This window comes from Neisseria sp. Marseille-Q1983 (assembly GCF_018224585.1).
Lineage (GTDB): Bacteria > Pseudomonadota > Gammaproteobacteria > Burkholderiales > Neisseriaceae > Neisseria > Neisseria polysaccharea.
The window spans coordinates 465-21,908 of record NZ_JAGTUI010000028.1 but is presented as its reverse complement, the minus strand read 5'-3'; the positions used below and the strand labels follow the sequence as shown (position 1 = coordinate 21,908).

The following is a 21,444-nucleotide window of genomic DNA, read 5'->3' as shown; positions in this document are numbered from 1 at the left end:
ACAAAACTGCCATGACCGACATCCTTATTGACAACACCGCCACCGAAACCGTCCGCGCCCTGATACGGGCATTCCCCCTCGTGCCCGTTTCCCAACCGCCCGAACAAGGCAGCTACCTCCTTGCCGAGCACGATACCGTCAGCCTCAAGCTTGTCGGGGAAAAAAGCAGCGTCATCGTCGATTTTGCCTCCGGCGCAGCACAATACCGGCGCACAAAAGGCGGGGGCGAACTTATCGCCAAAGCCGTCAACCACACCGCGCACCCCACCGTTTGGGACGCGACCGCCGGATTGGGGCGCGACAGCTTCGTCCTCGCCTCGCTCGGACTGACCGTTACCGCCTTCGAGCAACATCCCGCCGTCGCCTGCCTGCTTTCAGACGGCATCCGCCGCGCCCTCCTCAATCCCGAAACGCAAGACACCGCCGCGCGCATCAACCTCCATTTCGGCAACGCCGCCGAACAAATGCCCACACTTGTCCAAACACAAGGCAAACCCGACATCGTCTATCTCGACCCCATGTATCCCGAACGCCGCAAAAGTGCCGCCGTCAAAAAAGAAATGGCTTACTTCCACCAGCTCGTCGGCGAAGCGCAAGACGAGGCCGCCCTCCTCCATACTGCACGCCAAACGGCAAAAAAACGCGTCGTCGTCAAACGCCCCCGCCTCGGCGGATTGCTTGCCGGGCAAAGCCCCGCCTACCAATACACCGGCAAAAGCACCCGCTTCGACGTTTACCTGCCCTACGGAGCGGACAAGGGATAACGCCCCTTCAAGCCCCGATAAAAAATGCCGTCTGAAACCCTGCGTTCCAGACGGCATTTCGACAGGCAGCAGCCTATTTCGGCAATACCAAAAACTTAATCAATAACTCTTTGAACACAAAACCGAACACGCCCAAGCCCAAGACTAAAAACAAAATGGCGATGCCGAATTTGCCCGCTTTAGACTCCTTGCCCAAATTCCAAACGATAAAACCTAAAAAAATAATCAGGCCGGTCAGGCAGATTTTCAACGCCCAATCGGCAAAAACCGCTTCATCCATATTTTTTCCTATTGTTGATGTGTATGCCATACGCGATAAGGGTTTCAGACGGCATCTGCTGTCCAATGCCGTCTGAAACACACAATCAGCGCGCGAGTGCCTGTTTCAAATCGTCAATCAAATCGCCAACATATTCCAAACCGACCGACAGGCGCACCAATCCGGGGCGGATGTTGGCGGCGAGTTTTTCTTCGGGCTGCATCCTGCCGTGCGTGGTTGTCCACGGATGGGTGATGGTCGAGCGCACATCGCCGAGGTTGGCGGTGCGGGAAAAGAGTTCCACGCCGTCCACGACTTTCCACGCGGCTGCTTGGTCGGCGACTTCAAAGCCGATGACGATGCCGCCGCCGTTTTGCTGTTTGCGGATAAGCTCCGCCTGCGGATGGTCGGGCAATCCGGTGTAGTACACGGCTTGAACCTGCGGCTGCGCTTGCAGCCATTGGGCGATTTTCAGGGCGTTGTCGAACTGTTTTTCCATACGCAGCGACAGGGTTTCCACGCCGCTCAACAACTGCCATGCGTTAAACGGCGACATCGCCAGCCCGCAAGAGTTGCAGTAAACGGCGACCTGCGCCATCAGTTCTTCCGAACCCGCCAACACGCCGCCCATCACGCGTCCGTGTCCGTCTATGGCTTTGGTTGCGGAAGAAACGGAAATATCTGCGCCGTGCTTCAAAGGCTGAGAGCCGATGGGCGACAGCAGGCTGTTGTCCACCACCAAAATCGCGCCGATGCTGTGCGCCAATTCCGCCAATGCCTCCAGGTCGGCCACTTCGCCCAAGGGGTTGGACGGCGTTTCCAAAAACAGCAGTTTGGTGTTGGCTTTGACGGCGGCTTTCCATTCGTTTATATCAGTCGGCGACACGTGGCTCACTTCGATACCGAATTTGGTAACGATGTTATTGATAAAGCCGACGGTCGTGCCGAACAGGCTGCGGCTGGAAATCACATGGTCGCCCGCCTGCAAGAAGGTGAAAAACGCCGCCTGAATCGCGGACATGCCGGTCGAAGTGGCGACCGCGCGTTCCGCACCTTCCAATGCGGCGATGCGTTTTTCAAAGGCGGCTGTAGTCGGGTTGGCAGTACGGGTATAAGTGAACCCTTTGATTTTTTTTGAAAACAAATCGGCAGCGTGTTGGGCGTTGTCCCACATGAAGCTGCTGGTCAGAAACAAGGCCTGATTGTGTTCGCGGTATCCGGTTTGTTCTTTGCCGCCGCGTATGGCGAGCGTTTGCGGATGAAGTTTTTTGCTCATCGGTGATTCCTCGGTTTTGTCCGTTCAAAAACGGGGCGCGCGCCCATTGTTTAATTTATAGTGGATTAAATTTAAACCAGTACAGCGTTGCCTCGCCTTGCCGTACTATCTGTACTGTCTGCGGCTTCGTCGCCTTGTCCTGATTTAAATTTAATCCACTATATTAATATTTTGCGCCCGTTCCGTGTGCCTTTCAAGTCGGACGGGCAGGAAAATGCCGTCTGAAACGGCTTTCAGACGGCATGACGGTCAGCGTTTGTATTTTAACTCGTACTTGATGTCGTTGAGGATTTTGCGGACATCGTGTTCCAACACGTCTTCGACTACCGCCCCCGCCTGCTCGTGCAGCATCTGCTGGAGCTGGTAGGTAAAAACCGCCATCTGCTTCTGCACCGCCGTACGGATGATGCCGTTGACGGTATCGGTCAGATGCGGGCGCAGGCGTTTGATCAGCCGTTCGGTCAGCTCCTGTTCGGACAGGCAGAACACTTCGCGCCGGTTGACGGCTTTCGGGTTCAGGATATTGAGTTGGACGGGCATCAACGTTTCTTCCGCATCGTTTTCCCCGTTTTCCGAAACCGCCGGCTCATTCGTGCCGGATTCTGCCTCGTCGGCGTTTTCCCCGTCCCCAATCTGTGCGGTTTCAAATTCGACACTGTCTTTTTTGGCATCAAACCAGATTTTCCGCTGCGATTCAATGTGTTTTTCCGAAACCGACATTTGCAGGGAAGCCTGCGCGTTGAGCCAGTTTTCCTGAAGAATAACCATCGGGTCGGTTTCGATTTCTTCCCCGCAATCGGCAACGGCGGCATTGTGCTCCTCCTGCCATTTCTTCAGATACGCCTTTAACACACGGTTTCGGCTTGCATCGTCCAATTTCGGTGCGGGCGAACCCTTTGCCGCTTCGGAAGTTTGAACCGGCGGCACACGGTCGGGCGCGGTATTCATACGGCGCGTCCGGCGCAGGTTTTCCAAGCGTTTTTCCCAATTCGGCTCTTTATCCTGATTGTTCGTATCCATTTTTTCGGCTTCCGGTCCTTAATCTTTGCAGGCGGACAAACCCCGCCTGAAGCGCGTTTGATATAATCGCGCATTTTAACAGATTCGCGAGGATACATCATGAGCAGCATCGAACAGCGTTTGGAATATCTGGAAGAGGCAAACGATGTGCTGCGTATGCAGAACCACGTCCTGTCCACCGCCTTCAAAGCCTTAATCCGCGCCCTTCCCGCAGACACCGCCGAAGTCGCGGTCGAGTCGATTCAGCTTGCTTTTGAAGATGCCTTGGCAGAATTGAGCTATGAGGACAGCCCGCATACGGATTTGTTCCACGACGTTACTTATGCGTTTTTCCGTGAAAAAGAACGTTAATTTTATGTTAAACTGATTTTTTAGGATTTTTGATTACCGAAAGGAATGTTGATGAATATGAAAAAATGGATTGCCGCCGCCCTTGCCTGTTCCGCGCTCGCGCTGTCTGCCTGCGGCGGTCAGGGCAAAGATACCGCCGCGCCCGCCGCAAACCCCGACAAAGTGTACCGCGTGGCTTCCAACGCCGAGTTTGCCCCCTTTGAATCTTTAGACTCGAAAGGCAATGTCGAAGGCTTCGACGTGGATTTGATGAACGCGATGGCGAAGGCGGGCAATTTTAAAATCGAATTCAAACACCAGCCGTGGGACAGCCTTTTCCCCGCCTTGAACAACGGCGATGCGGACGTTGTGATGTCGGGCGTAACCATTACCGACGACCGCAAACAGTCTATGGACTTCAGCGACCCGTATTTTGAAATCACCCAAGTCGTCCTCGTTCCGAAAGGCAAAAAAGTATCTTCTTCCGAAGATTTGAAAAAGATGAACAAAGTCGGCGTGGTAACCGGCTACACGGGCGATTTCTCCGTTTCCAAACTCTTGGGCAACGACAACCCGAAAATCGCGCGCTTTGAAAACGTTCCCCTGATTATCAAAGAACTGGAAAACGGCGGCTTAGATTCCGTAGTCAGCGACAGCGCGGTCATCGCCAATTATGTGAAAAACAATCCGACCAAAGGGATGGACTTCGTTACCCTGCCCGACTTCACCACCGAACACTACGGCATCGCGGTACGCAAAGGCGACGGGGAAACCTTAAAAGTAATGAACGATGCGTTGAAAAAAGTACGCGAAAGCGGCGAATACGACAAAATCTACGCCAAATATTTTGCCAAAGAGGGCGAACAGGCCGCAAAATAAGCCCGCCCGTCCGAACACAATGCCGTCTGAAGCCCTTTCAGACGGCATTTTTTATTGTCTGTGCCGTTTTGTGTCGGGACGGCAATGTCGGCGGCGCGGCATTGTTATGCCGCCATTTGGGTTTTCAGACGGCATCGGGGGCTTTGTTGGACTTCAGACGGCACCGTCATTCCCACCCCGAACTGTCGGGCAGTAGCAGTTTTTAAAGATTATAAAAACCCGTCATTCCCACGCAGGCGGGAATCCGGACCATTGGACAGCGGCAATATTCAAAGATTATCTGAAAGTTTGAGATTCTAGATTCCCGTTTCCACGGGAATGACGAAAAGTCACGGGAATGACGAAAAGTCACGGAAATAACGAAAAGTCGTGATGACGGCGCATCCGCCCGACCGTCATTCCCGCGCAGGCGGGAATCCAGAACGTCGGGTAGCAGCAATATTCAAAGGTTAGCTGAAGCTTTAGAGATTCTAGATTCCCGTTTTCACGGGAATGACAAAAAGTTGCGGACAGCAGGGGAATGACGGAGTTTCAGACGGCATTTAATGCCTTGTCAGGCTTCAGACGGCATCGCCCGCCTGTTTTGATATGGCGGCAAACCGCCCCGACAAAAAAAACAATCCGGAACGCGTCTGACCGTTCCGGATTGTTTCCAAGCACATCCGCGCATCAAAACATACGGCGCACGCCCATATTGACCTGCCAATTCTGACGCATCTTGTGCATCGAAGACCTTTGCGCCTCAAAATAAAGCTGCCGTCCGTTTTCGGCATTACGGTGTACCACGCCCAAGCCGTATTCCAACCAGCCGCCTCGGTGTTTGAATTCCTCCACGGCAGAACCGTTGAACCTGTGGCGGATCGTGCCGATAAACTCGCGTTTGTACATCAGCTTGCCGTAAATGTTCAGCCTGCCGCCGTCCAAACCGTCCACGCCCGCCCGAAAGCCGAACCGCCCCATCAGGCTGCGGAAGTTGTCCGTCTCGGCATCCAGCCCGTTTGACAGCGAAAAGCCGTAGCCGCGTGTAAACCAGTAGGACAACTGCGCTTCCGGCTGCCACCAATAGGTTTTGCCGCCGTCCTGTTTTTCCATCCGCCTGCCGGTTTCGGCGGAAAGCATATAGGCATTCAGGCGCGCCTCGTCCGATTCGACCCGTTTGCCGGCGTAATTGGTCAGCCCGTAGCTGCCCTTATATCGGGCGATGTTGGCGACCAAATCGTAATAAGCCCTGCTTTCCCGGTTGAGCCAGGTGGAATAAACGCCTGCCGACCTGCCGTAGATTTTGCCGCTTCCGGCATAGTCTTCGGGGGTGTAGGACGATTGGAGGTGGCGGAGCATCAGCCCTTTGTAATGAATCCATTTGTCGCCGAACCCCGTCCTGTTGAAGCCGCCGGCAAAACCCCAATAGCGGTTGCTGTAACCGCCCACGCGGTAATCGCTGCGGCTGCCGGCAAATTTTCCGCCGACGCGTTTGATCCAAACGTTGTTGTCTTCCTGCGGCGTTCCGTCGGCGTGGATTTCGCCCATACGCTGCACCAGCGTTTCATCGGAAACCGCGTTCAACTGATATAACGCCTCGCCGAAAAGGACGCTGCTCGATGCGCCCGTCGACAGGGTGGCCGGGTAGAGGTAGAAGTCCCGCTTGCCGTCTGCGGAAATATTGACCTTTTTGGAATCACCCGACTCGCCCAAGGCAAAACACCACCCTCCCTGTTCCGTACAGCGGACATTTAATTCGTATGACGCTTTTGTGTTTTCGGCATCGCCTTTGTTTTCGACCAGCTTTAAAAACTCCCTGCCCGTCGTTTTTGCCTTGGCATTGTCTTCATATTCGATGACGTGTACGCCTTCGCTGCCTTTCCGGGTAATCAGCTTGTCCGATTCGCCTTTGACGATGTCGCCATACATTTTGAACACGCCGCCATCGCCCTTGAGATTGCTCACGGACACTTTGACGAATTTATTGCTGTCGCTAAATTCGACCTGCGCGTCTTCCGACAAATCCAACTCTTTCAGCATCGAATCATTGGTAACCGTCCAGCGCGCGCCGTTGCTCATTTTGAGGTTGACGGTATTTTTTGTTTTGTCGTCGATCGCGCTGTCTTTAATCCAACCGTTTTCATCGAAGAAATCTTCATATTCTTTGATTTTTGCTTCGTCTCTCTCAATGCTTTTTATGCTGCTTTCTTTTGATTTCTCTTTTGCTTTTATTTGTTTTTCTATTTTTTGTTTTTCTTTTTCTTGTGAGCCATCTTCCTTGAGTTTAGCCAATTCTTCCTTGAGTTTAGCCAATTCTTCATCCAGCTTAGGCAATTTTTCCTGTTGGCGAACTAGACGTTTCCTTGCATTGTCGATATCTTTTTCCGTGGGCGGTACATTCCCATCCGCATCCACGGTTACGGAGAACATATCTTTCCCTTTGGCAAAGCTCCTTTTCCCGATATGGGCCTCCCCTTCAAAATAAGAGTCTTTGTTGGCGAGGTTCACGCTCACGCTGCCGCCGTTGTAGGCGAAAATATCGCCTTTGATTTTGACAACCTTGTCTTCCCCGCCGACAACCTCGACTTTGCTGTTTTTCCCGTCAATCGCAAACGCGCTGCCTATGCTTTTGGGTCTGCCTTGCTCATCATAAACCGGCGTTGCAACGATATCGACATTCCCACGGAAAATCGCTTCCATCTTAGAACCTTCCGGAATCTGCTTCTTATTGCCGGTTCTTTTGCTTGAATAGAAGCCAAAACCGTTGTTTTCCGCCTCTTCCTGTCCGTTCCTATCGATTTTAATGTTTACGTCGCCCTTGAACTCCATCGTGGTGATGCTTGGAGAAGCGTTGTTGAGGTTGATGCCGTAGTTACCATAGTGGTTGGCGGTAATGCCCTGTCCTCTCTCTTTTCCTGATTTGATGTTGATATTCAGCGTCGAGCCTTCTTCGGAAACAAGACGATATTCTCCCACTTTTTCACTATTATTAAACAATAGGATACCTTCGTTACTAGTGTTGCTATCCGCATCCATATTGATGGTATTGCGCCCTTTAAAGGTAAGCGTTGCCGGCGCCAAGCTTCTGGATACATTCGTATTGATTTGATCATAAGACATAATGCCGGTATTCGCGTTATGGGCGGCTATGGTTACGTTTTCAAAAGTAACCTTGTTTTCGCCCTCATAGCTTTCATCCGCCAACATCACCGCGCCGCCTCTCTTCTCCCCTCTAGCTTCGCTTAAGTCGTACGAATAACCTGAATGGTTTATCTTTGTTTCAAGCGATTTATTGTCAATCGTCGGCGGAGCATCGGCAGAGCCGTCTGCCAATTTGCCTTTTATCGTAATGTTGTTCGTACCGCCGTTGGCGGCAATGATAAGGGAATTTAAGGGTTTGACTTCGGTTTCGCCATCAAAGGTATAGTTGTTCTCTTGCCCTTGTTTTGCGAGGACGAGGGTGTAGTTGTCTGTCTTCTCTATCGTTCCACTGCTTGCAGCGTCCGCCCCTTGCGCGTGCATAGAAGCGGCTGCAAAACCAAGTAAGATGCACTGAACTGTCTTTTTTTGTTTCATCAGTTTTTCCATTTTGAAGATATGTGATTTTTATCATTATATGCTTAAATCATTGACACACCAAAAAAAAAAAAAAAAAAAAAAAAAAAAAAAAAATGGATTGTTTGATACTCCAATGTTTTTTATATGTTTTTATCTTGTGATGCAGAACGGGAATCTGTATCACGTCATTCCCACGAAAGTGGGAATCTAGAAACTCAAAGTTGCAAGAATTTATCGGAAACGGCTGAAACCGAACGGTCTGGATTCCCGCCTGCGCGGGAATGACGGGGCGGGGCGATGCCGTCTGAAACTTCGTCATTCCCGCAACTCTTCGTCATTCCTGCAATTTTTCGTCATTCCCGCGAAAGCGGGAATCTAGAACTTCTGAATTTTCAGACGACTTTTGAATATTGCCGCTACCCCAAGGGCTAGATTCCCACTTTCGTGGGAATGACGATTTGGAAATTACCCGAAACCCAAAACAACTGAAACCTAACACACTGGATTCCCGCCTGCGCGGGAATGACGGCAAACGGGGGATGGGGCATCACGATGCGGCGGCAATGTGTCCGGAATGGGGCGGTTTATCCGAAAAAGCCCATTTTGACTTGGATGAGTTTTTCCAGTTCGTTCAGGATGCGCCGACGCGAGACGAAAAAGATGATGTGGTCGCCGTCTTGGATGACGGTTTCGGTATGGTGGCCCATAATGGTTTCGCCGGTTTCGGCGCGGACGACGGCGGCAATGTGGCAGCCTTCGGGCCATTTGATGCCGCTGATGCGCCTGCCGATGATGGCGGAAGTTTTTTTGTCGCCGTGTGCGACGACTTCGATGGCTTCCGCCGTGCCGCGCCGGATGGGGTGGACGGCAACGATGTCGCCGCGCCGGATGTGGGCGAGTATCGAGCCGATGGTAATGAGGTGGGGGGAGACGACGATGTCGATTTTGTTGCCTTCGAGCAAATCGACGTAGCTTGAGCGGTTGACGATGCCGATAACGCGTTTCGCTCCGAGGTTTTTCGCCAAAAGGGCGGACATAATGTTGCTTTCGTCGTCGTTGGTCAGGGCGCAGAATACGTCGATTTCGTCGATGTATTCGTTGTCGAGCAGGGTTTCGTCGGTTGCCGAACCTTGCAGGACGAGGGTGTTGTCGAGGTTTTCGGCTATCCATTCGGCACGGCGCGACCGGCATTCGATGATTTTGACGTTGTATGCGTGTTCGAGCTGCTTAGCGAGGCGGTAGCCGATGTTGCCTCCGCCGGCAATCATGATGCGGCGGGTGCTGGTTTCTTTGGGGCGCAATTCGGGTATGACCGCGCCGATGTTTTCGGCAGCGGCGGCAAACAGGATTTCGTCGCCTTCGATGATGACGGTTTGCGGCGTGGGGACGATGAGGCGGTTGTTGCGGTAAACGGCGCAGATTTGGCAGTCGGCCCCGTCGGGCAAATCTTGGGCGATGTCGGCAATTTCGCGGTTGACGAGCAGTCCGCCGCGCCGCGCCTGTATGATGACCATCCGCACGCGGTCGTCTGCAAAACGTAAAACCTGCAATGCGCCCGGGCAGTCTATCAGGCCGGCAAGCTGTTCGGTAACGAGCTGTTCGGGGCTGATGGTTTCGGTTATGCCGAATATGGAAAGGCTGCCGTTTTCGTTGTTTTCGAGCTTGGGGCTGAGGTATTCGAGGTATTCGCTGGAACGGACGCGCGCGATGCGGCCGGGGATGTTGAACAGGTCGGCGGCAACTTTGCAGGCGACGATGTTGGTTTCGTCGCTGCGGGAGAGCGCGAGCAGCAAGTCGGCATCTTCCGCGCCGGCGCGTTCTAATGTGAAGGGGGATGCGCCGTTGCCGAAAACGGTTTGGACATCGAGGCGGCTGCCTGTTTCCTGCAATGCTTTTTCGTCGATGTCGATAACGGTTACGTCGTTGTTGGGTATGGCGGCAAGGTTTTGCGCGACGGTAGAACCTACCTGTCCGTTGCCTAAAATGAGGATTTTCACGGTGTGGGTCGCCGAGTGATGAAATGGGGGATTGTACCGCAACCGGGGGCGGAAATGCCGTCTGAAGGCAGATTTTGCGTTCAGACGGCATGGTGCCTCAAGATTCGACGGGGATGATGCCGATTTTTGCCTGCCATTTGCGCGGTGCGGTGGCGTGGATGGATTCGCCTTTGCTGTCCACGGCGACGGTTACGGGCATATCTTTGACTTCAAATTCGTAAATGGCTTCCATACCCAATTCGGGGAATGCCAAGACTTTGGAGGATTTGATGGCTTTTGCCACGAGGTATGCCGCGCCGCCGACTGCCATGAGGTACACGGCTTTGTTGTCGGCGATAGCTTCGCAGGTGGCTGCGCCGCGCTCGGATTTGCCGATCATGCCCAAGAGGCCGGTTTGTTCGAGCATTTGGCGGGTGAATTTGTCCATGCGGGTGGCTGTGGTCGGACCTGCTGGACCAACGACTTCATCGCCGACCGGATCGACGGGGCCGACGTAGTAAATCAGGCGGTTGGTGAAATCGACGGGCAATTCTTCGCCTTTGTCGAGCATATCGACGAGGCGTTTGTGTGCAGCATCGCGGCCGGTGAGGATTTTGCCGTTCAACAGCAATACGTCACCGGTTTTCCAGCTGGCGACTTCTTCTTTGGTCAGCTTATCGACATCAATGCGTTTGCCGTTGTCGGGGCTGTAAGTCAAATCGGGCCAGTCTTCAACGCGCGGCGGGGTCAGTTCGACCGGACCCGAGCCGTCCAATTCGAACTCGACGTGGCGGGTGGCGGCGCAGTTCGGAATCATGGCAATCGGTTTGGAAGCGGCATGGGTCGGGTAATCGAGGATTTTGACGTCCAACACGGTGGTCAGCCCGCCCAAACCTTGTGCGCCGATGCCCAACGCGTTGACTTTTTCAAAGAGTTCGAGGCGCAGGGCTTCTGTGGTGGACAATTCCGCACCGGACGCGGCTTTTTCCTGCAACTCTTGAATGTCGATGTGGCTCATCAGTGATTCTTTTGCCATCAGTACGGCTTTTTCAGGCGTACCGCCGATGCCGATGCCCAAAATGCCAGGAGGACACCAGCCCGCCCCCATGGTCGGGATGGTTTTCAATACCCAATCGACGATATTGTCGGAAGGATTGAGCATGGCGAGTTTGGATTTGTTTTCAGAGCCGCCGCCTTTTGCCGCGCAGGTTACTTCGATTTTGTCGCCCGGCACGATGCTCATGTGGATGACGGCGGGGGTGTTGTCTTTGGTATTTTGACGTTTGCCGGCCGGGTCGGCGAGAACGGAAGCGCGCAGCGTATTGCCTTCCCAAGTGTAGGCGCGGCGCACGCCTTCGTTAACCATCTCTTCCACGCTCATATCCGCATCCCACTGCACATCCATACCGACTTTCAAAAACACGGTTGCGATACCTGTGTCTTGGCAGATGGGGCGGTTGTTTTCGGCACACATGCGGCTGTTGACCAAAATCTGCGTCATCGCGTCTTTGGCGGCAGGATTTTCTTCCTTCTGCCACGCCTTATAAAGCGCGTCGATGTAGTCTTTGGGATGGTAATAGCTGATGAATTGGAAGGCATCGCAAATGCTTTGGATAAAGTCTTCCTGTTTGATGACGGTCATGATTGTGTTCCTTTTCAAGGTTGTGGCGGTAAGTGTCTGCTGCTGTTTTAAACAACCTTTTTGAAGGCTGTTTTTTATCAGGTTGAAATAGTGCCAGCGTTTGTACGGTAAAGACAATACATAATTCTAATCTATTGATTATCAATTTGTTTTAATAAAATACTGTTTCACTCGGGTTTTGATATTTGTAATCTTTGCCTGTTGCCTGTAATGGAAATAAAACTACAAATATGTTTGGTAATTTTAGGTTTTTTATAAATGCCGTCCGAACCTGTCCGAATATCCGTTTTAACGGCATAAAAATTATTCTCAATAATTTCAATCTGATTTCAATCGCTTAAAGGATATAACGACAGCAGGGAGTTGTCATATATGAAAGAGGAAATTTTGACTGAAGTCAAACGCATTTGACTTTTTGAAATTTTACAACTTATTTTCCAAATATCAGAATTTTCAAAAAATATACATATATTACAGTAATATATATATTTTTCACTAGATTGCAATAATGAGAATGTATTGTATTTTTCTGTTTGTTTTTTCTGTTTTTCAGACGGCATTATTTATAATCTTATTGAAAAATAATTATATTTTAAAATTTCGTACATAAATTTTGTCAACAATATATGTTTCTATGGCAATTTTGTAGTTTAGTAACGATAAGGCACAAATTCTGATAAACTATGTTTCACATAAGAAACATTAAGTTATAAACATATTCATAGTACGCGAGAGGAAGTCCTTGTTCCTCTTGTGTAACAAAAATACACAATACCAAATCTACTATCCTTCCAACAGGACACTGCCATGAGTGAAAATTTGTTAACCCTGACCATAGACGGACACGAGGTCAAGGCCTCCGCCGATTCGTCCATTATCCAAGCCTACGCCCGTTCCGGCAGCGCGATTACCGCCAATGTCGGCTGCATGGGACAGGGCGTGTGCGGTTCGTGCCGCTGCATGATCCGTAAAGAAGGCGAGCGCGAGGTAACGACTGCGTTGGCGTGCGAGACCAAAGTCGAAGAAGGGATGCAGGTCAGCTTCTTGGACTACTTTATCCCCGAGCATATCCAATACTACGATGTGGGCGAAGTCGGCGACGGCTGGAACTGGCTGGACGACACCGCCAAAGCCTTCCCCGAAGCGCAAAACTGCCGCCATTGCGGCGGCTGCAACCGCGCCTGCCCCAAAGGTTTGGAAGTGGAAAACGGCGTGGCGCAAGTGGTATCGGGCGATTTCGGTGCGGCTGCGCTGACCTTCGACCAATGTGTGATGTGCAATCTCTGCACCCTCTCCTGCCCCGAACACATCCGTCCAAACCACTTGGGGCTGTTCGCCCGCCGTATGAAAGCGGCGCGTACGTTGCGCCCTGTGGATTTGATGCGCCGCCTGCGCGAAATCGACAGCGGCAAAATGAAAGTCGAATTTGAAGGGGAGTCAGTGTGATGGCGAATAAAATCCAAGGCATAGACTACGAAACCGCCCTTGCCAACCTGCGCGCGTCCTCTCTGGAGCTGCGCGGCGACCTGCCGGAAAAAAACGAATTGTTGAGCCAATTCCATCCCGATTATCAGGCAAATGCGCGCGTGAAGCTGCCCATCGGTCCGAACGCCGGCGATTACTGCCATCCCGATTTGGCGAAACTCTTAATCAGCCGGCCGCTGATTGACGATTATGATTTGTCGGGCGCAGAACATTTGAACACCGACGTATTGGTCATCGGCGGCGGCGGTGCGGGCGCGGCAGCGGCGTTGTCTGCGACCGAAGCAGGCGCGCGCGTGATTATGGCGAACAAGCTGCGTATCGGCGACAGCAATACCGTGATGGCGGAAGGCGGCATTCAAGCGGCAGTCGGCGCAGAAGACAGCCTGCAACAACACTTTGACGACACCGTCAAAGGCGGCCACAACGCAGGCAAAAAAGATTTGGTTGCCCAAATGGTTACTGACGCGCCGTCCGCCATCCGCTGGCTGATCGGTTTGGGTATGACCTTCGACCTTGCCAATGGCGCGGACAGCAACGGTATGTTGAGCCGCAAACGCGCGGGCGGTACGACCGTACCGCGTATTTTGAGCTACCGCGACTTTACCGGCCTTGAAATGATGCGTGTACTGCGCGAGGCGGTCGAACTCGACGAAAACATCACCCAGCTCAACCGCCACCCTGCCATCGAATTATTATCAGACGAACACGGCCGCTGCGTCGGCGCGATTTTGTACGATTTGGAAAAACGCTCTTTGGTGTTGGTTCACGCCAAAGCCGTGGTCTTGGCTACCGGCGGCAGCGGAAGGCTGCATTTGCAGGGTTTCGCCACTTCCAACCACTACGGCGCAACCGCCGACGGTTTAGTGATGGCGTACCGCGTCGGCGCGAAACTGCGTGATGTCGATTCTTTCCAATACCACCCGACCGGTGTTGCCCACCCTCCACACTTGGCGGGCGCGCTGATTTCCGAAGCCGTCCGTTCCGCAGGCACCAAACTGGTCAACGGTTTGGGCGAACGTTTCGTCGATGAATTGCAGCCGCGCGACGTGGTTGCCGCCGCCATTTTGCGTGAATGCCGCGAAGGGCGCGGCGTGGTACGCGACGGACAAGTCGGCGTATTCCTCGACACCCCGCGCCTGATTGCCAACGATCCTGATGTGTTGAACCGTTTGGTTACGCTCGGACACGTCGCCCACAAATGCGGCATCGATCCCGCTGTCGAACCCGTGATGATTCATCCGACCCTGCACTATCAAAACGGCGGTGTCGAAATCAACGGCGACGGCGCAACCTGTGTGGAAGGACTTTATTGCGCCGGCGAAGTAACCGGTGGCATCCACGGCCGCAACCGCCTGATGGGCAACGCGCTTTTGGACATCATCAGCTTCGGCCGCCGTGCCGGTAAAGCTGCGGCAAATTGCGGCCTGCCGCTGAAAAAAGTGCGCGGCGGTGTCGGACACGTCCACGACCTGCAACGAGAAATGACCCGCGCCGGACTGGCCGGCGACATCAAAGCCCCCGTTTTATATCCCGACTACGGCAAATTCGATTTGCGCGAACACGCCGGTTTGCAGGAGCAACAATTATGAATCAAGCCAATCAAAACTTATTGCACCCGTCCCGCCAAGTCGGCGCGGATTTGACCGCGTGGCGCAAAGTCGGCGGCGGCGAAGGCCTGCTGGCGGCACTTGCCGATCCTCAAAGCATTGTTTCCAAACTGCAAGAAGCCAACCTATGCGGTATGGGCGGTGCAGGTTTCCCGACTTGGCGCAAATGGGAGGCGGCGGTTGCCGCCCAAAGCAAACACGGCGACAAATACGTCGTCTGCAATGCCAACGAAGACGAACCGGGTACGTTCAAAGACCGCGTATTGCTGGCGAAAACGCCGCACCAAGTCATCGAGGGCGTATTGATTGCCGCCGTCGCCTGCCGCGCCAACAAAGCGGTTTTGTACGTCAACCCTCATCAGACCGACTCCATCGCCTCCATCACACCCGCCATCGAGCAATGGAAAAACAGCGATTTGTTTATCCGTATCGAAAACTACTTGGGCAAACCTTTGGATTTGCAACTGGTTGAAACGTCAGGCCGCTATATCGGCGGCGAAGAAACCGCCGTGATTTCTTGGCTGGAAGGCGGTTTCCCCTTCCCCCGCCGCAAGCCGCCGTTCCCAGCCGAAAGCGGTGTCAACGGCGAGCCGACCCTGATCAACAATACCGAAACCTTCGCCAATATTCCGCAAATCCTTGCCAAAGGCGCGGAATGGTACAAATCGCTGGGTTTGGGCGATGCGGCCGGTACAAAACTCTATTCGCTTTCCGGCGACGTATTGAATCCGGGCCTGTACGAACTGCCGATGGGCACGACCCTGCAATCGCTGATTTTCGACTACGGCGGCGGTATGCTCGAAGGCCGCACGTTTAAAGCCGTGTTTACCGGCGGCCCGTCAAACACGCTTTTGACCGTAAAAGATTTGGACGTGCCTTTGGACTTCGTGTCCGTGCGCGAACGCAAATCCAGCCTCGGTACCGGCGCGATGATTGTGATTTCCGAAGGCACGAGTGTGGTGCGTAAAGTGTCCGAATATGTGGAATTTTTTGCGTCCAACTCGTGCGGTCAATGCCCGCCGTGCAAAGGTGGTACGTTCCAGCTTTCCCGCCTGCTCAACCGCGTGGACACCGGCATCGGCACTTCAGACGACCTCCGCGCCCTGCAAAGCCTGTGCCAACTGCTGCCACGAAGCGGCCGCTGCGGTCTGATTGACGGCGCGGTTACTGTGTTGCAAAGCTCGCTGCGTACCTTCCCCGAAGAGTACGGGCTGCCGGCGGGACAGGATTAAGCCGCTAAGGCGTTTCAGACGGCAGGCAGGGTTGTCAGCCGACAAATTGATTAGGGTTTAAGCATTTGTCGGGTGTTACAACGTAAATCACTTGCCGGAAGGAAAACGATACGGCGTATCTTGAGGTTTTGCCCTCTCCCTAACCCTCTCCCACGGGGAGAGGGGACGGATTGCATAACGGTTGGTTTTCAACGCCATTATCCCCTCTCCCCGTGGGAGAGGGTTAGGGAGAGGGCAAAACACAAAGTGCAAAACGCAAAACTCAAGAAATGCCGTCTGAAAAAGAGAACGGCGCAAAACACGTTCAGACGGCATCCCCCGCTAAAATCAGGCACACGCCGTCTGAAACCCGATTTTCCCGATACTTCAAACTAGGAGACTAATATGGGCTTCAAGCCAATTCCTGCGGCAGCCGCGCTCGCGCTGACGCTGCTTATCTGGTTCGTCATCCCCGTTCCCCAAGGCGTATCGCCCGACGCGTGGCATCTTTTGGCGTTGTTCGTCGGCATCATTGCCGGCATCATCGGCAAAGCCATGCCCATCGGCGCAATGGCGGTTTTGGGCATTACCCTAGTCGCGCTGACCGGCGTAACCAACGAAAAAGCCGCCGACGCAACCAAAGACGCTTTGAGCAGCCTCAACAACTCGTTAATCTGGATGATCGGTATCGCCATCATCATCTCGCGCGGCCTGTTGAAAACCGGTTTGGGGATGCGTATCGGCTACCTTTTGATTTCCCTTTTCGGCAAACGCACGCTGGGCGTGGGTTACAGCCTGGCATTGGCGGACTTGGCCATCGGCCCGGTTACGCCGAGCAACACCGCGCGCGGCGGGGCGATTGTGCATCCGATTATGAAATCCATCGCCTTGAGTTTCGACTCCGATCCTGAAAAAGGGACGGAAGGCAAAATCGGCAAATACCTTTCACTGGTCAACTTCCACGCCAACGTGATTACCTGCCTGATTTTTATCACCGCCACCGCACCCAATCCGCTGGTTGTCGAACTGGTTGCCAAAGCCACCAATTCGCAAATCCAACTTTCTTGGGGCACTTGGTTCTTGGCGATGATCGTACCCGGCCTGATTGCGATGCTGCTGATGCCTCTGGTGCTGTATTTCCTGTATCCGCCCGAAATCAAACAAACGCCTGACGCGACCGCCCTTGCCAAAGAAAAACTGAAAGAAATGGGCGCGATGAAGCGCGACGAAAAAATGATGCTCGGCATTTTCGTGATCCTGCTGCTGTTGTGGGCGGGCATTCCCGAAATGCTGGCCGGCGTGAAAGTCGATGCCGCCGCCACCACCTTCCTCGGCTTGAGCCTCTGCCTTCTGAGCGGCGTACTGACTTGGGACGACGCGCTGAAGGAAAAAAGCGCGTGGGACACCATCGTTTGGTTTGCCGCCTTGGTGATGATGGCGAACTTCCTCAACAAACTGGGGCTTATCGGCTGGTTGTCCGAATCTATGCAAAGCGGCATCGCCCATATGGGTTTGGGTTGGGAAGCCGGCTGCGCCCTGCTGATGCTTGCCTATCTCTACGCCCACTACGTTTTCGCCAGCGGCACGGCACACGTTACCGCGATGTTCGGCGCGTTTTACGGCGCAGGCCTGGCATTGGGCGCGCCGCCTATGCTGTTTGCCCTGATGATGGCGGCCGCCACCGGCATAATGATGTCGCTGACCCACTACGCCACCGGTTCCGCGCCTGTGATTTACGGCTCAAACTACGTCAATATGGGAGAATGGTGGAAGGCGGGCTTCATTATGAGCGTTATCGAAATCCTGATTTTCGCCACTGTCGGTATTTTGTGGTGGAAAGCTTTGGGTTATTGGTAAACCGCCGGCTGTTTGAATGTTAAGGCAAAAAATGCCGTCTGAAACCGTTTCGCATTTCAGACGGCATTTTTTATGGGGCTGCGCGGATGTTTAAGTCGATGGAAATACAAAGGGACGAAATACCGGACGGCATATGACCGTTGCAGAAATGCACACCCCCGTCATTACCGCCTTATTATGATGCGCCCCCTTGATGAAGCGCATCATATAAGGCGGGAATCCAAACCATTGGGCAACAGCAATATTCAAAGATTATCTGAAAGTTTGAGATTCCAGATTCCCGTTTTCACGGGAATGACGAAGTTTCAGACGGCATCGTCTCCCACCGTCATTCCCGCGCAAGCGGGAATCCAGACCTTGGGATAGCAGCAATATTCAAAGGTTAGCTGAAGCTTTAGAGATTCTAGATTCCCGCTTTCGCGGGAATGACGAAGTTTCAGACGGCATCGCCCGCCTGTTTTGATATGGCGGCAAATTCATCCACGCCGAACAGCCATCCCGAATAGGCGGAAACGGCAAACAAACTGCCGAACCTTTAAACAAATCCACGCCCCAATCAACAAATCCCCCCGACAAAAAAACAATCCGGAACGCGTCTGACCGTTCCGGATTGTTTTCAGGCGCATCCGCCGCATCAGAACATACTGCGCACGCCCATATTGACCTGCCAATTCTGCCGCATCGTGTGCATCGAAGACCTTTGCGCCTCAAAATAAAGCTGCCGTCCGTTTTCGGCATTGCGGCGCACCACGCCCAAGCCGTATTCCAACCAGCCGCCTCGGTGTTTGAATTCCTCCACGGCAGAACCGTTGAACCTGTGGCGGATCGTGCCGATAAACTCGCGTTTGTACATCAGCTTGCCGTAGATGTTCAGCCTGCCGCCGTCCAAACCGTCCACGCCCGCCCGAAAGCCGAACCGCCCCATCAGGCTGCGGAAGTTGTCCGTCTCGGCATCCAGCCCGTTTGACAGCGAAAAGCCGTAGCCGCGTGTAAACCAGTAGGACAACTGCGCTTCCGGCTGCCACCAATAGGTTTTGCCGCCGTCCTGTTTTTCCATCCGCCTGCCGGTTTCGGCGGAAAGCATATAGGCATTCAGGCGTGCCTCGTCCGATTCGACCCGGACTCCGGAGTAATTGGTCAGCCCGTAGCTGCCCTTATACCTTGCCACATTGGCGACCAAATCATAATAAGCCCTGCTTTCCCGGTTGAGCCAGGTGGAATAAACGCCTGCCGCCCTGCCGTAGATTTTGCCGCTTCCGGCATAGTTTTCAGAAGCGTAGGACGATTGGAGGTGGCGGAGCATCAGCCCTTTGTAATGAATCCATTTGTCGCCGAACCCCGTCCGGTTGAAGCCGCCGGCAAAGCCCCAATAGCGGTTGCTGTAACCGCCCACGCGGTAATCGCTGCGGCTGCCGACGAATTTTCCGCCGACGCGTTTGAGCCAGACATTGTTGTCTTCCTGCGGCGTTCCGTCGGCGTGGATTTCGCCCATACGCTGCACCAGCGTTTCATCGGAAACCGCGTTCAACTGATATAACGCCTCGCCGAAGAGGACGCTGCTCGATGCACCCGTCGACAATGTTGACGCGAAAAGGTAGCGATCCCCCTTGCCGTCGGGGTCAATTTTGACATATTTGGAGTTTTCCGATTCGCCCAAAGAGTAACAATACCCCCCGTGTTCCGTACAGCGGACGTGCAGCTTATAGGATGCCCCGCCGCCGGCCTGATTTTCGACCAGTTTCAGATATTCCCTGCCCGTCGTTTTTGCCTTGGCATTGTCCGTATATTCGATGATGTGCGTCCCTTCGCTGCCTTCGCGCGTAATCAGCTTGTCCGTCTTGCCGCTGACGATGTCGCCCTGCATCTTGAACACGCCGCCGTCGCCCTTCAGTCTGGACACGGAGACATTTACATTCCGCCCTCCGTCCGAAAAGCTCACTTCCGCGCCGTTGCTGATGTCCAAACCGTTGATTTTTGAAGTATTCTGCACATTCCAACGCGCGCCGTCCTTCATCGTCATATTGATGGATGACGCGCTGTTTTTACGGTCTTCATCAAACAGGTTTTGCCCGTCGGGAGGATTATCGGGATCGTCGGGATCGCCGGTATATCTTTGTTTGCCGATATGGGCTTCCCCGTTGAGATAAGAATTTTTGTTCTTCAGGTTTAAATCTATCACGCCGCCGTTGAGGACGTGGATATCGCCGTCGATTTGCACCGTTCCGTCGCCCTTGATGTCCACCCTGCTGTTTTTACCGTCCACATTCAAAGCATCGCCGATGGATTTTTGTTTCCCACTTTCTTCAAGCACCGGCTGCACGTCGATTTTGACATCGCTATGGAAGGTAACGCGGTCGTACGAATCGTCCGGCACATCCTCGCTGTTTCTGTTTTTTTCCGGCAGATTCCCCACATAAACACCATAGTTTTCGGCGTTCTCCTTATCGCCGCGATCCACCTTGATGCTGACCGCGCCGCGAAAATCCATTTCGGTCTGATTGATAACCGTTTTTCTCGGTCCCGACGTGTTGATGATTACGCCCCTATATTGCGTTACCCCGATGCCGCGCCCTTTAGACGTTCCGGATTGGACGTATATGTTCAGATTGGAACCCGCTTCCGACTCGATTTTGGTATGGTTTTTGGTTTCTTTGGGTTGTAAGTTTTTATTATTCTTGAGTAACTGTATGCCGTTCATTTCGGTTTTGTAGCTTGTTTTGGTGCCGTCTGTATAAAGATAGTTGTTTCCCTTAAAAGTCAGGGTTGTGTCCGACATACCACGAGGGTCTAAAGTGTCGTTTGCGAAAATGGCATTCTGTGAGGAGGTATTTTTGACGGATACGTTTTCCAAAGTAATATTGTTCTTCCCTTCATAGCTTAGGTCTGCCAACAAAATCCCGGCATTCGCAACAGATGACTGAAGCTTGTATCGACCGCTGCTTACATACCCCACAGGTTTTTCCTTTTGGATGGTCCAATGCGCGGGTTCTTTCAACACTTCGCCCCTTGCATCTTTCAACGACGCTTCACCACTTGCATCTTTCAAATCCTTTTCCCCGACAGACGGGTTGCCCTTGACGGTAATGGTATTTACCGCGCCTTTGCCATAGGCGGCAATAACCAAGGAATTAATCGGCTTGACGGCAGTTTCGCCCGAATAATCGAAAGTATGTTCGTTGGTCTGATTTTTTCCCGCTATCGCCGCCGTATAATTGTTTTTTTCCAAAATTGTACCGGAAGCGGCAATGCTTTTTTCCATACCCAAAGCCAGCAGGCAGCCGGAAAGGAGGCAGCGTGCGATTGTTTCATCTTTCATAAGTTTTCCACACTTCTTGCATATTATCTTTAATTTTATACCAATCGGGTAATCCAATCAAAAAAAAAAAAAAAAAAAAAAAAAAAAAAAAAAAAATTAATTTATTTATATTTATATATTTTAAATATAAAAATAAAAAAAAAAATTAATTTTTTTTTTTTTTTTTTTTTTTTTTTTAATATTTTTTAAAATTTTCCGAAGTTTTTTAAATTTTTTTTTTTTTTTCTTTTTGATTTTTTGATCAATAGCATATATAATATATTAGTGATATACAACTAAATAAAA

At 52.5% G+C, this 21,444-nt stretch carries 17 protein-coding genes; 9 read left to right on the top strand and 8 right to left on the bottom strand.

Features of this window, described 5'->3' with window-relative positions; genetic code table 11:
• The first annotated feature begins 11 nt into the window (after nt 1-11).
• Nucleotides 12-764, top strand: a complete 753-nt coding sequence (locus KEM39_RS07610) for a class I SAM-dependent methyltransferase (protein ID WP_211709793.1) — start codon at nt 12-14, stop codon at nt 762-764.
• Nucleotides 765-837: 73 nt separating this feature from the next.
• Here the strand turns inward: KEM39_RS07610 and KEM39_RS07605 are convergent, their stop codons facing one another.
• From KEM39_RS07605 to KEM39_RS07590, 3 genes are all read right to left on the bottom strand, one after another.
• A complete protein-coding gene (locus KEM39_RS07605; RefSeq protein WP_002212781.1) occupies nt 838-1,044 on the bottom strand; it encodes a DUF2788 domain-containing protein in 207 nt (68 codons plus the stop codon).
• A gap of 85 nt (nt 1,045-1,129) precedes the next feature.
• Nucleotides 1,130-2,299, bottom strand: a complete 1,170-nt coding sequence (gene metZ, locus KEM39_RS07600; protein ID WP_118997941.1) for an O-succinylhomoserine sulfhydrylase — start codon at nt 2,297-2,299, stop codon at nt 1,130-1,132.
• Between the two features lie 249 nt (nt 2,300-2,548).
• Nucleotides 2,549-3,319, bottom strand: a complete 771-nt coding sequence (locus KEM39_RS07590; RefSeq protein WP_118787190.1) for a hypothetical protein — start codon at nt 3,317-3,319, stop codon at nt 2,549-2,551.
• Between the two features lie 99 nt (nt 3,320-3,418).
• On the opposite strand from KEM39_RS07590, the gene KEM39_RS07585 reads away from it, so the two are divergent.
• The 3 genes from KEM39_RS07585 to KEM39_RS07575 are packed head-to-tail and all read left to right on the top strand — an operon-like array spanning nt 3,419 to nt 4,724.
• Entirely contained in the window at nt 3,419-3,670 is a 252-nt protein-coding gene (locus tag KEM39_RS07585; protein ID WP_002234140.1) for an NGO1151 family protein, read from the top strand.
• Nucleotides 3,671-3,721: 51 nt separating this feature from the next.
• Nucleotides 3,722-4,528, top strand: a complete 807-nt coding sequence (locus KEM39_RS07580) for a basic amino acid ABC transporter substrate-binding protein (RefSeq protein WP_118796639.1) — start codon at nt 3,722-3,724, stop codon at nt 4,526-4,528.
• Between the two features lie 19 nt (nt 4,529-4,547).
• Nucleotides 4,548-4,724, top strand: coding sequence for a hypothetical protein (locus KEM39_RS07575; RefSeq protein ID WP_192886358.1), 177 nt, complete (start codon nt 4,548-4,550; stop codon nt 4,722-4,724).
• 473 nt (nt 4,725-5,197) lie between these two features.
• Here KEM39_RS07575 and KEM39_RS07570 read toward each other — a convergent pair whose 3' ends face one another.
• On the bottom strand, nt 5,198-8,083 hold the full coding sequence (locus KEM39_RS07570; RefSeq protein WP_211709792.1) for an autotransporter outer membrane beta-barrel domain-containing protein: 2,886 nt from the start codon (nt 8,081-8,083) through the stop codon (nt 5,198-5,200).
• Nucleotides 8,084-8,362: 279 nt separating this feature from the next.
• Between KEM39_RS07570 and KEM39_RS11895 the strand changes: the two genes are divergently transcribed.
• A complete protein-coding gene (locus KEM39_RS11895) occupies nt 8,363-8,497 on the top strand; it encodes a hypothetical protein (RefSeq protein ID WP_275068412.1) in 135 nt (44 codons plus the stop codon).
• A gap of 152 nt (nt 8,498-8,649) precedes the next feature.
• Here KEM39_RS11895 and trkA read toward each other — a convergent pair whose 3' ends face one another.
• The 3 genes from trkA to KEM39_RS07555 form a co-directional block, all read right to left on the bottom strand.
• Nucleotides 8,650-10,062 (bottom strand): Trk system potassium transporter TrkA, encoded by a 1,413-nt coding sequence (gene trkA, locus KEM39_RS07565; protein ID WP_118997940.1) that lies wholly within the window; start codon nt 10,060-10,062, stop codon nt 8,650-8,652.
• A 97-nt stretch (nt 10,063-10,159) separates the two neighbouring features.
• Nucleotides 10,160-11,683, bottom strand: a complete 1,524-nt coding sequence (locus KEM39_RS07560) for a fumarate hydratase (protein WP_118997939.1) — start codon at nt 11,681-11,683, stop codon at nt 10,160-10,162.
• A 329-nt stretch (nt 11,684-12,012) separates the two neighbouring features.
• Nucleotides 12,013-12,243: a hypothetical protein gene (locus KEM39_RS07555; protein ID WP_153064009.1), complete on the bottom strand. Its 231-nt coding sequence runs from the start codon at nt 12,241-12,243 to the stop codon at nt 12,013-12,015.
• 247 nt (nt 12,244-12,490) lie between these two features.
• Between KEM39_RS07555 and KEM39_RS07550 the strand changes: the two genes are divergently transcribed.
• From KEM39_RS07550 to KEM39_RS07535, 4 genes are all read left to right on the top strand, one after another.
• Nucleotides 12,491-13,129 carry a 2Fe-2S iron-sulfur cluster-binding protein gene (locus KEM39_RS07550; protein WP_118818060.1) on the top strand — a complete coding sequence of 213 codons (639 nt, stop codon included), beginning with the start codon at nt 12,491-12,493 and terminating at the stop codon, nt 13,127-13,129.
• Nucleotides 13,129-14,757 (top strand): FAD-binding protein, encoded by a 1,629-nt coding sequence (locus KEM39_RS07545; RefSeq protein WP_211709791.1) that lies wholly within the window; start codon nt 13,129-13,131, stop codon nt 14,755-14,757. The genes KEM39_RS07550 and KEM39_RS07545 overlap by 1 nt, the downstream gene beginning before the upstream one ends.
• Nucleotides 14,754-16,007, top strand: a complete 1,254-nt coding sequence (locus KEM39_RS07540; RefSeq protein WP_118783536.1) for a complex I 51 kDa subunit family protein — start codon at nt 14,754-14,756, stop codon at nt 16,005-16,007. Before KEM39_RS07545 ends, KEM39_RS07540 begins: the two co-directional genes overlap by 4 nt.
• Before the next feature lie 384 nt (nt 16,008-16,391).
• Nucleotides 16,392-17,843 carry a DASS family sodium-coupled anion symporter gene (locus KEM39_RS07535; protein ID WP_211709790.1) on the top strand — a complete coding sequence of 484 codons (1,452 nt, stop codon included), beginning with the start codon at nt 16,392-16,394 and terminating at the stop codon, nt 17,841-17,843.
• 634 nt (nt 17,844-18,477) lie between these two features.
• Here the strand turns inward: KEM39_RS07535 and KEM39_RS07530 are convergent.
• Nucleotides 18,478-21,159 (bottom strand): autotransporter outer membrane beta-barrel domain-containing protein, encoded by a 2,682-nt coding sequence (locus KEM39_RS07530; RefSeq protein WP_211709788.1) that lies wholly within the window; start codon nt 21,157-21,159, stop codon nt 18,478-18,480.
• Nucleotides 21,160-21,444 lie beyond the last annotated feature (285 nt).

What these genes read in the sequence shown, in the direction of transcription:
- KEM39_RS07610 (WP_211709793.1), top strand. Translation starts at nt 12, where the DNA reads ATGACCGACATCCTTATTGACAACACCGCCACCGAAACCGTCCGCGCC.
- KEM39_RS07605 (WP_002212781.1), bottom strand. Translation starts at nt 1,044, where the DNA reads ATGGATGAAGCGGTTTTTGCCGATTGGGCGTTGAAAATCTGCCTGACC.
- metZ (WP_118997941.1), bottom strand. Translation starts at nt 2,299, where the DNA reads ATGAGCAAAAAACTTCATCCGCAAACGCTCGCCATACGCGGCGGCAAA.
- KEM39_RS07590 (WP_118787190.1), bottom strand. Translation starts at nt 3,319, where the DNA reads ATGGATACGAACAATCAGGATAAAGAGCCGAATTGGGAAAAACGCTTG.
- KEM39_RS07585 (WP_002234140.1), top strand. Translation starts at nt 3,419, where the DNA reads ATGAGCAGCATCGAACAGCGTTTGGAATATCTGGAAGAGGCAAACGAT.
- KEM39_RS07580 (WP_118796639.1), top strand. Translation starts at nt 3,722, where the DNA reads ATGAATATGAAAAAATGGATTGCCGCCGCCCTTGCCTGTTCCGCGCTC.
- KEM39_RS07575 (WP_192886358.1), top strand. Translation starts at nt 4,548, where the DNA reads ATGCCGTCTGAAGCCCTTTCAGACGGCATTTTTTATTGTCTGTGCCGT.
- KEM39_RS07570 (WP_211709792.1), bottom strand. Translation starts at nt 8,083, where the DNA reads ATGAAACAAAAAAAGACAGTTCAGTGCATCTTACTTGGTTTTGCAGCC.
- KEM39_RS11895 (WP_275068412.1), top strand. Translation starts at nt 8,363, where the DNA reads ATGCCGTCTGAAACTTCGTCATTCCCGCAACTCTTCGTCATTCCTGCA.
- KEM39_RS07560 (WP_118997939.1), bottom strand. Translation starts at nt 11,683, where the DNA reads ATGACCGTCATCAAACAGGAAGACTTTATCCAAAGCATTTGCGATGCC.
- KEM39_RS07555 (WP_153064009.1), bottom strand. Translation starts at nt 12,243, where the DNA reads ATGCCGTCTGAAAAACAGAAAAAACAAACAGAAAAATACAATACATTC.
- KEM39_RS07550 (WP_118818060.1), top strand. Translation starts at nt 12,491, where the DNA reads ATGAGTGAAAATTTGTTAACCCTGACCATAGACGGACACGAGGTCAAG.
- KEM39_RS07545 (WP_211709791.1), top strand. Translation starts at nt 13,129, where the DNA reads ATGGCGAATAAAATCCAAGGCATAGACTACGAAACCGCCCTTGCCAAC.
- KEM39_RS07540 (WP_118783536.1), top strand. Translation starts at nt 14,754, where the DNA reads ATGAATCAAGCCAATCAAAACTTATTGCACCCGTCCCGCCAAGTCGGC.
- KEM39_RS07535 (WP_211709790.1), top strand. Translation starts at nt 16,392, where the DNA reads ATGGGCTTCAAGCCAATTCCTGCGGCAGCCGCGCTCGCGCTGACGCTG.
- KEM39_RS07530 (WP_211709788.1), bottom strand. Translation starts at nt 21,159, where the DNA reads ATGAAAGATGAAACAATCGCACGCTGCCTCCTTTCCGGCTGCCTGCTG.